Source organism: Burkholderia sp. ABCPW 11 (assembly GCF_001523445.1).
Lineage (GTDB): Bacteria > Pseudomonadota > Gammaproteobacteria > Burkholderiales > Burkholderiaceae > Burkholderia.
On record NZ_LOVM01000097.1, the window covers coordinates 1 to 14,029 of the forward strand.

General features: G+C 68.2%; 11 protein-coding genes and 1 pseudogene. 6 read left to right on the forward strand and 6 right to left on the reverse strand.

The annotated features are described in order from the left end of the window. The 5 genes and pseudogenes from WS61_RS34560 to WS61_RS31090 all read right to left on the reverse strand — a co-directional run. Window positions 1-160, reverse strand: a pseudogene (locus tag WS61_RS34560) (ferritin-like domain-containing protein); the annotation flags it as partial. Window positions 161-624: 464 nt separating this feature from the next. Then, window positions 625-1,851 carry a patatin-like phospholipase family protein gene (locus tag WS61_RS31075; RefSeq protein ID WP_059506346.1) on the reverse strand — a complete coding sequence of 409 codons (1,227 nt, stop codon included), beginning with the start codon at window positions 1,849-1,851 and terminating at the stop codon, window positions 625-627. 24 nt (window positions 1,852-1,875) lie between these two features. Next, window positions 1,876-2,652: a PhaM family polyhydroxyalkanoate granule multifunctional regulatory protein gene (locus tag WS61_RS31080; RefSeq protein WP_059506348.1), complete on the reverse strand. Its 777-nt coding sequence runs from the start codon at window positions 2,650-2,652 to the stop codon at window positions 1,876-1,878. Between the two features lie 81 nt (window positions 2,653-2,733). Beyond that, entirely contained in the window at window positions 2,734-3,561 is an 828-nt protein-coding gene (locus WS61_RS31085) for an enoyl-CoA hydratase/isomerase family protein (protein ID WP_059506350.1), read from the reverse strand. A gap of 129 nt (window positions 3,562-3,690) precedes the next feature. Further along, complete coding sequence (locus tag WS61_RS31090) at window positions 3,691-4,683, reverse strand: fumarylacetoacetate hydrolase family protein (protein ID WP_059506352.1); 993 nt, start codon at window positions 4,681-4,683, stop codon at window positions 3,691-3,693. Between the two features lie 127 nt (window positions 4,684-4,810). Here WS61_RS31090 and WS61_RS31095 point away from each other — a divergent pair, with 127 nt between their 5' ends. The 5 genes from WS61_RS31095 (at window position 4,811) to metH (ending at window position 11,576) form a co-directional block, all read left to right on the forward strand. Further along, on the forward strand, window positions 4,811-5,677 hold the full coding sequence (locus tag WS61_RS31095; protein WP_059506354.1) for an IclR family transcriptional regulator: 867 nt from the start codon (window positions 4,811-4,813) through the stop codon (window positions 5,675-5,677). 113 nt (window positions 5,678-5,790) lie between these two features. Further along, window positions 5,791-7,044, forward strand: a complete 1,254-nt coding sequence (locus WS61_RS31100; protein WP_059506488.1) for a DUF3108 domain-containing protein — start codon at window positions 5,791-5,793, stop codon at window positions 7,042-7,044. A 244-nt stretch (window positions 7,045-7,288) separates the two neighbouring features. Continuing rightward, window positions 7,289-7,546 (forward strand): DUF3567 domain-containing protein, encoded by a 258-nt coding sequence (locus WS61_RS31105; RefSeq protein ID WP_006477667.1) that lies wholly within the window; start codon window positions 7,289-7,291, stop codon window positions 7,544-7,546. Between the two features lie 202 nt (window positions 7,547-7,748). Continuing rightward, a complete protein-coding gene (locus WS61_RS31110) occupies window positions 7,749-8,816 on the forward strand; it encodes a homocysteine S-methyltransferase family protein (RefSeq protein WP_059506355.1) in 1,068 nt (355 codons plus the stop codon). A gap of 42 nt (window positions 8,817-8,858) precedes the next feature. Beyond that, window positions 8,859-11,576: a methionine synthase gene (metH, locus tag WS61_RS31115; RefSeq protein WP_059506358.1), complete on the forward strand. Its 2,718-nt coding sequence runs from the start codon at window positions 8,859-8,861 to the stop codon at window positions 11,574-11,576. A 111-nt stretch (window positions 11,577-11,687) separates the two neighbouring features. On the opposite strand, the gene WS61_RS31120 is transcribed toward metH, so the two are convergent. Further along, complete coding sequence (locus WS61_RS31120; protein ID WP_059506360.1) at window positions 11,688-12,011, reverse strand: DUF1840 domain-containing protein; 324 nt, start codon at window positions 12,009-12,011, stop codon at window positions 11,688-11,690. A 200-nt stretch (window positions 12,012-12,211) separates the two neighbouring features. Between WS61_RS31120 and argS the strand changes: the two genes are divergently transcribed. Further along, window positions 12,212-13,993: an arginine--tRNA ligase gene (argS, locus tag WS61_RS31125; protein WP_059506362.1), complete on the forward strand. Its 1,782-nt coding sequence runs from the start codon at window positions 12,212-12,214 to the stop codon at window positions 13,991-13,993. Window positions 13,994-14,029: the final 36 nt, after the last annotated feature.

Sequence of the window (14,029 nt, forward strand, 5' to 3'; positions counted from 1 at the left end):
GCAGCGCCGACCATTCGGTGATCGCGTTCATCTTGATCGTCTTCGCCTGCTCGTCGGTGAGCAGCGAAGCGTCGAACTTGTCCCACGGAATGTCCTTCTCCATGTCCCAACGGACGGCTTCGAGCGACCTGTAAAGTTCCGGATAAAGCATGGTGTTCATGATGGTCCCACCCCTGTTCTGCGCAATGCGACTTCTCTAAACGTGACTGTTGCCGCGCAAGCGCGCCACGCGCTTTTTGCAGCCAAGACTGTAATTTTACGCGGGAAACCGGCCCGCCGGACGCCGATTCCTTGTCCGGCGGCCAGGCGGCCGCGTTGCCGCCATGGAGCATGCCGCCACCCCGCTCAATTCGGACGGGGCCGGACGCGCATGCCTGAGTGGGGGCCGGCGCTGGCCGGCTCGATGGCGCACCCGTCCCCTGCCCCACGCGGGTTCCCCGAAAGGTCCCGTGCGGATGCCGAATCGGCGGGCTGCTCGATATGGTATATACGGCGGCGGCCATGATAGCACGCGTGCATGACGGTTCCGAGACGCCGGCCCGGTCGCGTGCCGCCAGCCGCGGTGCGGCGATCGGTCGCGGCCCACCGTCGCGAAAACACAACCTTACAGTGCGCCTGCGCGTGTCAGACCCGCATTTCGCCGGTCGCGAGTCCGTCTTCGGGCGGCGTGCCGGCCGCCGGCGCGCTGCCGCCGTCCGCGTGCGCGATCCAGTCGGCGAGCGTCTCCCGCTGCGCCCGGCCGTCGCGGTAGCCGAGCTCGATCAGCTCGCGCGTGAACGCCTCCTCGAACAGCAGGTAGCTGGCGAACGACGCGCCGGCCGGCTGGCTGCCGCCGATCGCGCCGAGCAGCCCGCGCATCGTCGCCGGCATCTGCTTCAGGTGCTTCGCGGCAATCAGCTCGATGCGCTCGGACGGCGCGATCGCGAGCACGTCGACGTGCCGCCAGCCGCTGTCGACTTCGACCTGGTGCGGCAGGTGCTCGATCATCCGGTTGATGTGCTCGATCCGTTCGATGTCCGAGCCGATCGAGTCGAGGAACACGCTCGCGAGCACCTGCTGGCCGATCTGCGCGAGCGTCGGGTAGCCGCGTGCCCGGCCCGCGCCGTTCGCGGCCGGAATCTCGGGCCGCGGATCGGCCGCGCCGATGACGACGATCCGGTGCGCGCCGAAGTGGATCGCCGGCGACAGCGGCGCGATCTGTCGGATCGAGCCGTCGCCGAAGTACTCGATCTGCCCGTCGAGCACGAGCGGCACGGCCGGAAACACGAACGGAATGGCCGACGACGCGAGCAGGTGCGACGCCGACAGGTCGACGAGCCGCGCGGTGCGTTGCGCGCGCCGCCACGCCTGGATCGGCTCGGCGGCCTGGTAGAACGTGAGATGCCGGCCGCTCGAATAGCTGAGCGCGGTGATCGCGAGCGCGTGCAGCAGGCGCGCCTCGAGCATCTGCTCGATCCGGTGAAAGCTCAGCTCGCGCTGCAGCAGGTGCGCGAGCGGCGTGTTGTCGAGCAGCCCGCGCGGCGAGCGGCGAGCCGCCCAGCCGAACGTCATCGTCGCGAGCCAGCGCGCGCCGGCGGCCGCGATGCCGAGCCAGTCGGTGCGGTACACGTATTCGGCGCGCAGCGGCTCCCAGAATTCGAGCAGGCGCCGCACGCCATGGGAAAAGTCGTCCGCGTGGCTGGCGATCGACGTCGCGTTGATCGCGCCGGCCGACGAGCCGCACACGACCGCGAACGGCAGCGTGTGCCGCCGCGGATCGGCCTCGCGCGCGATCTCGGCCAGCGCCTTGAGCACGCCGACCTGGTATGCGGCGCGCGCGCCGCCTCCCATCAGAACGAGCGCGAGTCGCATGATCGCCCTGCTACCTGCGCCGCATCACGTCGAGCGCTTCGGCGGACGCGTTTCGGGCGACGAAGCGGCCGCCGCGCGGGCCGCGGCCGAACCGGACGGCTTCGCACGCTTCGCGGCGGGCTTGCGCGGCGCAGCCGCGGCCGGCTTCGCGGCCGGTTCCGGCGCGGCAGCGGCCTGCGGCGGCGCGGCGCCCGGCGCGGCAGGCTGCATGCCCGGCTGCGCCATCGCGAGGCTCGCGAGCTGGTTGAATTGCGTTTGCAGCAGATTCCACCAGCCGGCCGGGTCGAACGGCTGCTGCGCGGGGTCGCCCGCCGGCGCATCCGGCGCATCCGGGGCGGACGCTGCGGCGGCCGATGCCGCAGGGTCGGGCGCGGGCGCGGGCGCGGCCTCGCCCGCCGACGCGGTTTTCGCGGCCTGCGCGGCGGCCACGGCCGCTTCCTCGGCCGCCGACATCGAGCTTTGCGCGAACGCACCGAACGCGCGCAGCGTCGCGAGCGTCGCGCGCTGCACCTCGAGCGCCTGGATCGCCGACTGCAGCATCCCGAGATTGAGCTTGAGCCACTGCTCGACCGCACGCAGGTCGGTGATCCGCTTGTCGAGCTCCTCGACGTTCGTGAGCGGCGACATCATGTCGGACATGCTCGACAGCGACGGCGGCAGCCCGTGCGCGGCGCCCGGAAACGGCGCCATCCCGCCGAACGGCGACATCCGGATCATGTCCCACATCCGGTCCATCATGTCGGCGGGCTGGAACCCGGCAAAACCGGCGAAAGGGTTGGCGCCGGAGGCATCGGTCGTCATACGGGCATCCTGGTTGACTGGGGGAGCGAGGCGGCCGCCGTGCGTCGCGCAGCCGCGCGTGGTTCGATCATAGCGCGCACGTCAGAACGGCACGTCGCCGGGAAACGCGGGCGGGCGCCGCTCGCGCAGCGAACGGATGCCTTCCTGCACGTCGGGCCCCGAAAAACCCATGAATTCGAGCGCGAGCGACGTATCGAAGGTCGGCCCGGCGGTGCGCAGCCAGTTGTTCAGCGCGTACTTGGTCCAGCGGATCGCCGACTGCGACCCGTGCGCGAGCCGCTCGGCCACTTCGTACGCCTTCGGCAGCAGGTCGGCCGGCTCGACCGCGAGCGAGACCAGCCCGATCCGCTCGGCCTCCTCGCCGCTCACGGGCTCGCACAGCATCAGGTAGTACTTCGCCTTCGCCATCCCGCACAGCAGCGGCCACACGATCGCCGCGTGGTCGCCGGCCGCGACGCCGAGCCGCGTGTGGCCGTCGATGATGCGCGCGTCCTTCGCGGCGATCGAGATATCGGCCAGCAGCCCGGCGACGAGCCCCGCGCCGACGGCCGGGCCATGCATCGCCGACACGATCGGCTTGCTGCAGTTGATCACGTTGTAGACGAGGTCGCGCGCCTCGCGCCATACGCGGGCGCGCACGTCGAAATCGTTCGCCATGTCCTCGACGAGCGCGAGATCGCCGCCCGCCGAAAAGCCCTTGCCTTCGCCGCGGATCACCGCGACGCGCGTGTCGGGATCGCGATCGACGTCGCGCCAGATGTCGGCGAGCTCGCGATGCATGCGTGCGTTCGCGGTCGCGAGGCCGCTGCGGTTCGCGCCCTCGCCGCTCATCACGATGTCGAGCACGCCATGGTCGCGGCGCGTCACCTTCAGTGCTTCGTAACCGCCGTACGCGGCAAGATCGGCCATCTGCTGCTCCTTGTTCGACGTGCTCGAACGCTTGAATCGAGTGTAGCCAAGCCCGCGCGGTCAAACATCGGGCGAAACCCGGCGCGCGGACCGAAGGGTTTCGCCGCTGCGTGGCGTGCGCCGCGCGGCTTATGCCGCGCCGTCGGGCGGGGCGACCGACTGCTCGATCGCGCCGAAGATCGACTTGCCGGCCGCGTCGAACATCTCGATGCGCACGGTATCGCCGTAGCGCATGAATTCGGTCTGCGGCGCGCCGTGCTCGATCGTCTCGAGGCAGCGCTTCTCGGCGATGCAGCAGTAGCCGCGCTTCGCGTCCTTGTTCGATACCGTCCCGGAGCCGACGATCGAGCCGGCACGCAGGTTGCGCGTTTTCGCCGCGTGCGCGATCAGCTGGCCGAAGTGGAACACCATGTCGGTGCCGGCGTCGGGCTGGCCGACCTTCTTGCCGTTCCAGTGGACGATCATCGGGCGGTGCACGCGGCCGGCGCGCCACTCGTCGCCGAGCTCGTCGGGCGTGACGGCGACCGGCGCGAACGCGGTGGCCGGCTTGCTCTGGAAGAAGCCGAAGCCCTTCGCGAGTTCGGCCGGAATCAGGTTGCGCAGCGACACGTCGTTTGCGAGCGTGACGAGCCGCACGGCCTTCAGCGCGTCGTCGGGCGACGCGCTCATCGGCACGTCGCCGGTGATCACCGCGACTTCCGCCTCGAAATCGATGCCCCATTCCTCGGACGGGCACACGACGTCGTCGCGCGGCCCCAGGAAATCGTCGCTGCCGCCCTGGTACATCAGCGGATCGGTCCAGAACTCGGGCGGCATCTCGGCACCGCGCGCGCGGCGCACCAGCTCGACGTGGTTCACGTACGCGGAGCCGTCGGCCCACTGGAACGCGCGCGGCAGCGGCGCCATGCAGTTGGCCGGATCGAACGCGAACGCATTGCGCGCGCGGCCGTGGTTCAGCGCGTCGTACAGGTCGCGCAGTTGCGGCGCGTAGAACGCCCAGTCGTCGAGGACGCGCTGCAGCGTCGGCGCGATCGCATCGGCAATCGCCGCGGTGTGCAGGTCGCGCGACACGACGATCAGTTGGCCGTCGCGCGTGCCGTCCTTCAGCGAAGCAAGTTTCATAAGGGATTGGCCGTTTTAGTGACGATGGAGGGAATCTATTTTACGATGGTGAATCCATGCGGCGCGCCATGATGGCGCACGCCGTTTTCGCCCCGTTTCCTGTCGCATTTTCGCGCACCCGTTGCCCATGCCCGCCAGCCCGCTTCCCGACGACGATCTCGCCGACTCCGATACCGACGACGCCGCCTCCGGCGAGCACGGCGAGAAGGTCCGTTCCGGCATCCAGTCGATCGAGGTCGGCTTCCGCCTGCTCGACGTGCTGACGAGCGAGCCGCGCGCGATGATGCTGCGCGATCTCGCGCAGCGCGCGGGCATGAGCCCGGCGAAGGCGCACCGCTATCTGGTCAGCTTCTCGCGGCTCGGCGTCGTGTCGCAGGATCCCGTCTCGGGCCGCTACGAGCTGGGCGGCTTCGCGTTGCAGATGGGCCTCGCGCGGCTCGCGCGCGTCGACGGCGTGAAGCTCGCGCGGATCGCGCTGACCGAATTCCGCGACCGTCTCGACCAGACGGTCGGCATCGCGGTATGGGGCAACCAGGGGCCGACGATCGTGCACTGGATGGAATCGAGCCATCCGGCGAAGGCGTCGCTGAAGCTCGGCGACGTGATGCCGCTGCTCGGCTCCGCGACGGGGCTGCTGTTCGCCGCGTACCTGCCGCGCAGCAAGACCGCCGCGATGCTCGAGCGCGAACTCGCCGATACGCGCCGCTCGCCGCACCACGGCGGCCCGCGCACGCTCGACGAAGTCGATGCGGTGCTCGCCGACGTGCGCGCGCACCAGGCCGCGCGCGTCGAAGGGATGCTGCTGCCGACGATCCACGCGTTCTGCATGCCGGTGTTCGACGCGGTCGGCGAACTCGCGCTCGCGATCGTCGCGCTCGGCCAGGAAGGCTCGTTCGACATCGCGTGGGGCGGCGAGATCGACACCGCGCTGCGCGCCTGCGCACGGAAACTGTCTTACGAACTCGGCTATAGTCCCGACGCACGCGACGCCTGACGCATCGGTTCACGCCACGTCACGCATCGCGAACGCGCGGCGCATCCGACGGTCCGATTCCTGTGGCGCGCGCCGCGCGCCCGACGTCAAGCAAGCGCCCCGATCCCGTTCCGATGCCCATGCAGCCTGCCGACCTTCGCCCGAGTCACGCCCTGCCCCGCCGCTGGCCGCGCGTGGCCGTCGCGCTCGTCGCCGTGCTGGCGCTGCATGCGCTCGCCGGGTTCTGGCTGATGCGCAACCGCGAATCGTTCACGCCGCCGCCGCCCGCCGACATCCCCGTGCAGATCGAATTGCTGAAACCGCAGCCGATCGAGCGCCGGCCGGAGCCGCCGGAGCCGAAGCCGGTCGAACGCCCGGCCGCGCCCAAGGCCGCCGCGCCGCAGGCGGCCCCGCCGAAACCCGCGCCGTCGCAGGAGCCGGTTCTCACGTCGACGCAGACGGCCGAGCACGGCGAACCGCCGGCTGCCGCCGCATCCGCCGCGAGCGGCGCATCGGGGCCCCCGGGCGCGTCGAGCACACACGCCGCCTCGTCCGCCAGCGCCGGCGCCGCGACACCGGGCCCCGCGACGAGCGGCGTGAAGTTCGCCGTACCGCCGTCCGGCGACCTGCAGTACGACACGTTCTACAACGGCATGCAGAACATGATCGGCACGATCCACTGGCGCACCGACGGGCACACCTACGACCTGTCGGTATCGATGCCCGTGCCGTTCGTCGGCCCGTTCGCCTATCGCAGCGAAGGCCGCATCGACGCATTCGGCGTCGCGCCCGACCGTTACGTCGAGAAGCGCGGCAAGCGGCCGGAAGACATCGCGATCTTCAATCGCGAGATCCGGCAGGTCGTGTTCACGCGCACGCCGAACAATGCGCCGCTGCCCGACGGCGTGCAGGACCGCTTCAGCATGCTGATGCAGTTGTCGGGACTCGTGCGCGGCAATCCCGCCGCCTACAAACCGGGCGTCACGCAGCAATTCTTCGTGATCGACAACAACAGCGGCGAGACCTGGCCGATCACCGTGATCGGCGACGAACAGGTGCAGACACAGGCCGGCATCATCGCCGCGCGGCACTTCATGCGCTTGCCGCGCCGCGCCGGCGACACGCGCCGCATCGACATGTGGCTCGCGCCGTCGCTCGGCTGGCTGCCCGCGCGGCTCGTGCAGAGCGAGCCGAACGGTGCGCAGATCGAGCTGCTGTGGCACGGCCGCCTCGCCGCACCGAACGTGCCTGCCGATACCGCACCGCCAGGCGGCGCAACGAACGCGCCCGCCGCCGCACCGGCCGCCGATGCATCGGCCGCGCCGCCCGCGCAAACTGCACCGCCCGCGACGATGCAACCGCCTGCCTCATCGGCTGTCACACAGTGAACGCGCACGAATCGGCAATTTCGACCGACTACAGATTTCCGGAAAATGGCCGATGACACTCTTTAACAACTATTTCAGTCCACCGGCTCACAATGAGAAACGTTTGATAGACATCGGCTTCTAACCGATACACCCCACGCAAACGGGAGAACGGGGTGTGCAGCGCAAGCCCCTTGAAACCGGCAAGGCTCGCCCCACCTAGGGGACAACAAGGCCAGATGCCACTGCGAAGAGGAGTGCCGCCATGCAAATGATCTACAACAGCCCCAACTACTGCGTCGTCGAATTTGCGCCGCAGGCCGGCCATCACCTGATGAATGCCGGCGGATACGAAATCGTCGACAAGAACGCGCAGCGCGAAATCTTCATCGACGGCGAACTTGCCGAGCGATTCCGCGCGCACGTGAAGCAGCTGATCGAGGATGAACCGTCGCTCGACGAAGTCGACGAATTCCTCGGACAATTCGACAGCCTGATGATGATGCCCGTCGTGCTGCACTGACGACTCGCGGCCCGGCGCGTCGCGCGGCCGGGCCATTCGCCGCGCACCGACGCGGCGCCGCGTGCACTCCGATCCTGCCCCCGTCCGGTTCGCCGGCGGGGGCTTTCATTTGACGGGCCGTCCGGCCGGCGCGGCAAGGGTCGGCACCCCCTTGACGCACCGGCTACAATGACGGTTTTCCGTCTTCGCCGGTCTTCCGCCCATGTCTGCGACTCCTCTCGCCGCTTCCGTCCCGCTCGACGCGCCCTACACGCGCGGCGCCGCCCTGCCCGCGCTGCTGAAATCGCGCATCCTGATCCTCGACGGCGCGATGGGCACGATGATCCAGCGCTACAAGCTCGACGAGGCCGCGTATCGCGGCGAGCGCTTCAAGGATTTCCCGCGCGACATCAAGGGCAACAACGAGCTGCTGTCGCTCACGCAGCCGCAGATCATCGGCGAGATTCACGACCAGTACTTCGCGGCCGGCGCCGACATCGTCGAAACCAACACGTTCGGCGCGACGACCGTCGCGCAGGCCGACTACGGGATGGAAGAGCTCGTCGTCGAGATGAACGTCGAATCCGCGAAGCTCGCACGCGAATCGGCCGCGAAATACGCGACGCCGGACAAGCCGCGCTTCGTCGCCGGCGCGATCGGGCCGACGCCGAAGACGGCCAGCATCTCGCCGGACGTCAACGATCCGGGCGCGCGCAACGTCACGTTCGACGAACTGCGCACGTCGTACTACCAGCAGGCGAAGGCGCTGCTCGACGGCGGCGTCGACCTGTTCCTCGTCGAGACGATCTTCGACACGCTGAACGCCAAGGCCGCGCTGTTCGCGCTCGACGAGCTGTTCGAGGACACCGGCGAGCGCCTGCCGATCATGATCTCGGGTACCGTCACCGATGCGTCCGGCCGAATCCTGTCGGGCCAGACGGTAGAAGCGTTCTGGAATTCGCTGCGTCACGCGAAGCCGCTCACGTTCGGCCTGAACTGCGCGCTCGGCGCGGCGCTGATGCGCCCGTACATCGCCGAGCTCGCGAAGCTGTGCGACACCTACGTGTCGTGCTACCCGAACGCGGGCCTGCCGAACCCGATGAGCGACACCGGTTTCGACGAAACCCCCGACGTCACGTCGGGCCTGCTGAAGGAATTCGCGCAGGCCGGGCTCGTGAACCTCGCGGGCGGCTGCTGCGGCACGACGCCCGAGCACATCGCCGAGATCGCGAAGGCGCTCGCCGGCGTGAAGCCGCGCCGCTGGCCGAACCAGTACAGCGACAACGCCTGACCCGACCGCCCCACGTCCTTCATCACCAGAATCTGCACCGCCATGACCGATCACATGATGCGCCTTGCCGGCCTCGAGCCGTTCAACGTCACGCCCGGGACGCTCTTCATCAACGTCGGCGAACGCACCAACGTCACCGGCTCGAAGGCGTTCGCACGGATGATCCTCAACGGCCAGTTCGACGAGGCGCTCGCCGTCGCACGCCAGCAGGTCGAGAACGGCGCGCAGGTGATCGACGTCAACATGGACGAGGCGATGCTCGATTCGAAGGCGGCGATGGTGCGCTTCCTCAACCTGATCGCGTCGGAGCCCGACATCGCGCGCGTGCCGATCATGATCGACTCGTCGAAGTGGGACGTGATCGAAGCCGGCCTCAAGTGCGTGCAGGGCAAGGCGATCGTGAACTCGATCTCGCTGAAGGAGGGCGAGGATGCGTTCCGCCACCACGCGAACCTGATCCGCCGCTACGGCGCGGCCGCGGTCGTGATGGCATTCGACGAAACCGGCCAGGCCGACACCTACGAACGCAAGACCGAGATCTGCAAGCGCTCGTACGACTTCCTCGTCAACGAAGTCGGCTTCCCGCCGGAAGACATCATCTTCGACCCGAACATCTTCGCGGTCGCGACCGGCATCGACGAGCACAACAACTACGCGGTCGACTTCATCGAGGCGACCCGTTGGATCAAGCAGAACCTGCCGTACGCGAAGGTGAGCGGCGGCGTGTCGAACGTGTCGTTCTCGTTCCGCGGCAACGACCCGGTGCGCGAGGCGATCCACACCGTGTTCCTGTATCACGCGATCCAGGCCGGGATGGACATGGGGATCGTGAACGCGGGCCAGCTCGGCGTGTACGCGGATCTCGATCCCGAGCTGCGCGAGCGCGTCGAGGACGTGATCCTGAACCGCCGGCCGGATTCGACCGACCGCCTGCTCGAGATCGCCGACAAGTTCAAGACCGGCGCCGCGAAGAAGGAAGAAAACCTCGAATGGCGCAACCAGCCGGTCGAGAAGCGGCTCGCGCATGCGCTCGTGCACGGGATCACGAACTTCATCGTCGAGGACACCGAAGAAGCGCGCGCGAAGATCGCCGCCGCCGGCGGCCGGCCGATCAACGTGATCGAAGGGCCGCTGATGGACGGGATGAACGTCGTCGGCGACCTGTTCGGCCAGGGCAAGATGTTCCTGCCGCAGGTCGTGAAGTCGGCGCGCGTGATGAAGCAGGCGGTCGCGCACCTGATCCCGTTCATCGAGGAAGAAAAGCGCCTGCTCGCGGAAGCCGGCGGCGACGTGCGCGCGAAGGGCAAGATCGTCATCGCGACCGTGAAGGGCGACGTGCACGACATCGGCAAGAACATCGTGTCGGTCGTGCTCCAGTGCAACAACTTCGAAGTGGTCAACATGGGCGTGATGGTCCCGTGCAACGAGATCCTCGCGAAGGCGAAGGTCGAAGGCGCGGACATCATCGGGCTGTCGGGCCTCATCACGCCGAGCCTCGAGGAAATGGCGTACGTCGCGTCCGAAATGCAGCGCGACGACTACTTCCGCGTGAAGAAGATCCCGCTCCTGATCGGCGGCGCCACGACGTCGCGCGTGCACACGGCCGTGAAGATCGCGCCGCACTACGAAGGCCCGGTCGTCTACGTGCCGGATGCGTCGCGCTCGGTGTCGGTCGCGTCGAACCTGCTGTCCGACGAAGGCGCCGCGAAGTACCTCGACGAGCTGAAGTCCGACTACGAACGCATCCGCGACCAGCACGCGAATCGCAAGGCGCAGCCGATGGTCACGCTCGAGCAGGCGCGCGCGAACAAGACCAAGGTCGACTGGGCCGGCTACCAGCCGGTGAAGCCGAAGTTCATCGGCCGTCGCGTGTTCAGGAATTACGACCTGAACGAGCTCGCGAACTACATCGACTGGGGCCCGTTCTTCCAGACCTGGGACCTCGCGGGGCCGTACCCGGCGATCCTGAACGACGAAATCGTCGGCGAATCGGCCCGGCGCGTGTTTTCGGACGCGAAGTCGATGCTCGCGCGCCTGATCCAGGGCCGCTGGCTGACCGCGAACGGCGTGATCGCGCTGTTGCCGGCGAACACGGTGAACGACGACGACATCGAGATCTACAGCGACGAGTCGCGCTCGGAAGTGCTGCTCACGTGGCGCAACCTGCGCCAGCAGAGCGTGCGCCCGGTGGTCGACGGCGTGATGCGGCCGAACCGCTCGCTCGCCGATTTCATCGCGCCGAAGGAATCGGGCGTCGCCGACTACATCGGGATGTTCGCGGTGACGGCCGGCCTCGGCGTCGACGCGAAGGAAAAGCAGTTCGAAGCCGACCACGACGATTACAGCGCGATCATGCTGAAGGCGCTCGCCGACCGTTTCGCGGAAGCGTTCGCGGAAGCGATGCACGCACGCGTGCGGCGCGAGCTGTGGGGTTACGCAAGCGGCGAGACGCTCGACAACGACGCGCTGATCGCCGAGAAGTACGCGGGCATCCGCCCCGCACCCGGCTACCCGGCCTGCCCCGATCACCTCGTGAAACGCGACATGTTCGACGTGCTGCATGCGGACGAGATCGGCATGAGCGTGACGGATTCGCTGGCGATGCTGCCGGCGGCGAGCGTGTCGGGCTTCTACCTCGCGCATCCGGACAGCCGCTATTTCTCGGTCGGCAAAATCGGGCAGGATCAGCTCGAGGACTACGCGCAGCGCATGGCGCTGTCGCTCGACGACGCGCGCCGCGCGCTCGCGCCGCAGCTCTGATCGATGCAAACGGGAGGCTCGGCCTCCTTTTGATCAGACAAAAGAAAAAGCCCGCTCGAAAGCGGGCTTTTTCGTGTCTGGCGAACCTGTCGACCCGCCAAGCAAGGAAGCTCAGAAGCCCCAGTGCACGTCGGCCTCGCCGGCCTTCGCCTCGCGCAGCATCGCCAGGAACGGCGCGACGCGCTGGGCCAGGCTCGGCGGCACTTCGTGGTGCGCGTGGTCGGCTTCGTCCTCGTGGAAATGGCCGGCGTGCTCGGCACGCTCCTGCTTCGCCTGCGCAACCGCGCCTTCCAGCTTGGCGATCGCGTGGTCCAGTTCGTCGTGCGTGATCACACCGCGCTCGCCCAGCTGCTTGCCGACGAGACCCAGCACATACACGGCGAAATCCTTCAGCACGTCGAGATCCTGTGCCGCCTTGCTCTTGAACGTAATCATGACAATTCCCTTTTCATCTTGTTGTGCCTGCGCGGCGCGGTTGGGGAACGCCGCCAGACCGGCGTCCGGCCTCGCGGACGCGGGCCGCCTGAGCGGCATATTAGCACCTGTTAAAATTCTGCGATCCCTGAAACGCGCGCTTAAAAAGCGCGCCGGCGGCCCGGCGTTTCCGGCCGCCACCAACGAAGCCTTCTACCAGCATGCTGCCAGCACACAAACAGACCCTCGAAGCCCTGCTCGCGGATAGCGTCAAGCAGGTCGCACACGCGCTGAAAGGCGCCGACGCGGCATTCGTCGCCCCGGCCATCACGCTGGAGCGCCCGAAGGTCGCCGCGCACGGCGACGTCGCGTGCAACGTCGCGATGCAGCTCGCGAAGCCGCTCGGCACGAACCCGCGCCAGCTCGCCGAACAGATCGTCGCCGCCCTCACCGCGCAGCCGGCCGCGCAAGGCCTCGTCGAAGCCGCCGAGATCGCCGGCCCCGGCTTCATCAACCTGCGCCTGTCGGCCGCCGCGAAGCAGGCGGTGATCGCCGCCGTGTTCGACCAGGGCCGCGCGTTCGGCACGTCGGATCGCGAAAAAGGCAAGCAGGTGCTGCTCGAATTCGTGTCGGCCAACCCGACCGGCCCGCTGCACGTCGGCCACGGCCGCCAGGCCGCGCTCGGCGACGTGCTCGCGAACGTGATCGCGAGCCAGGGCTACGCGGTGCACCGCGAGTTCTACTACAACGACGCGGGCGTGCAGATCGGCAACCTGGCGATCTCGACGCAGGCGCGTGCCCGCGGCCTGAAGCCGGGCGATGCGGGCTGGCCGGAAGCCGCGTACAACGGCGAATACATCGCCGACATCGCGCGCGACTACCTGAACGGCGAAACGGTCGCCGCATCGGACGGCGAGCCGGTCAAGGGCGCGGGCGACGTCGAGGATCTCGACGCGATCCGCAAGTTCGCGGTCACGTACCTGCGTCGCGAGCAGGACATGGACCTGCAGGCGTTCGGCGTGAAGTTCGACCAGTACTACCTCGAATCGTCGCTGTACAGCGAAGGCCGCGTCGAGAAGACGGTCGACGCGTTGATCAAGGCCGGCATGACCTACGAGCAGGACGGCGCGCTGTGGCTGCGCACGACCGACGAAGGCGACGACAAGGATCGCGTGATGCGCAAGTCGGACGGCACGTACACGTACTTCGTGCCGGACGTCGCGTATCACGTGACGAAGTGGGAGCGCGGCTTCACGAAGGTGATCAACATCCAGGGTTCGGACCACCACGGCACGATCGCGCGCGTGCGCGCCGGCCTGCAGGGGCTGCACATCGGGATCCCGAAGGGCTATCCCGACTACGTGCTGCACAAGATGGTCACCGTGATGCGCGACGGCCAGGAAGTGAAGATCTCGAAGCGCGCGGGCAGCTACGTGACGGTGCGCGACCTGATCGAATGGTCGGGCGGCGCGGCGGCGGGCCAGGAAGCGGCGCCCGACCTGATCGACGAGGCGACCATCACGCGCGGCCGCGACGCGGTGCGTTTCTTCCTGATCTCGCGCAAGGCCGATACCGAGTTCGTGTTCGACATCGACCTCGCGCTGAAACAGAACGACGAGAACCCGGTCTATTACGTCCAGTACGCGCACGCGCGGATCTGCTCGGTGCTCAACGAACTGAAGTCGCGCTACAACGTCGACGTCGCGCAACTGCCGGGCGCCGACCTGTCGCAGCTGACCAGCGCGCAAGCAGCATCGCTGATGCAGAAGCTGGCCGAGTACCCGGACATGCTCACGCATGCGGCGAACGAGCTCGCGCCGCACGCGGTCGCGTTCTACCTGCGCGATCTCGCTGGCGAATTCCACTCGTTCTACAATGCGGAGCGCGTGCTGGTCGACGACGAAGCGCCGCGCAACGCGCGCGCCGCGCTGCTTGCTGCGACCCGGCAGGTGCTCGAGAACGGCCTGGCGGTGCTCGGCGTATCCGCGCCCGTCAAGATGTAAGGATGTCAGCGCGGCCCCGAACCGGGCCGCGAATGG

Coding starts and splice junctions, on each gene's coding strand:
- WS61_RS31075 (WP_059506346.1), bottom strand. CDS start 1,851: ATGCGACTCGCGCTCGTTCTGATGGGAGGCGGCGCGCGCGCCGCATAC.
- WS61_RS31080 (WP_059506348.1), bottom strand. CDS start 2,652: ATGACGACCGATGCCTCCGGCGCCAACCCTTTCGCCGGTTTTGCCGGG.
- WS61_RS31085 (WP_059506350.1), bottom strand. CDS start 3,561: ATGGCCGATCTTGCCGCGTACGGCGGTTACGAAGCACTGAAGGTGACG.
- WS61_RS31090 (WP_059506352.1), bottom strand. CDS start 4,683: ATGAAACTTGCTTCGCTGAAGGACGGCACGCGCGACGGCCAACTGATC.
- WS61_RS31095 (WP_059506354.1), top strand. CDS start 4,811: ATGCCCGCCAGCCCGCTTCCCGACGACGATCTCGCCGACTCCGATACC.
- WS61_RS31100 (WP_059506488.1), top strand. CDS start 5,791: ATGCCCATGCAGCCTGCCGACCTTCGCCCGAGTCACGCCCTGCCCCGC.
- WS61_RS31105 (WP_006477667.1), top strand. CDS start 7,289: ATGCAAATGATCTACAACAGCCCCAACTACTGCGTCGTCGAATTTGCG.
- WS61_RS31110 (WP_059506355.1), top strand. CDS start 7,749: ATGTCTGCGACTCCTCTCGCCGCTTCCGTCCCGCTCGACGCGCCCTAC.
- metH (WP_059506358.1), top strand. CDS start 8,859: ATGACCGATCACATGATGCGCCTTGCCGGCCTCGAGCCGTTCAACGTC.
- WS61_RS31120 (WP_059506360.1), bottom strand. CDS start 12,011: ATGATTACGTTCAAGAGCAAGGCGGCACAGGATCTCGACGTGCTGAAG.
- argS (WP_059506362.1), top strand. CDS start 12,212: ATGCTGCCAGCACACAAACAGACCCTCGAAGCCCTGCTCGCGGATAGC.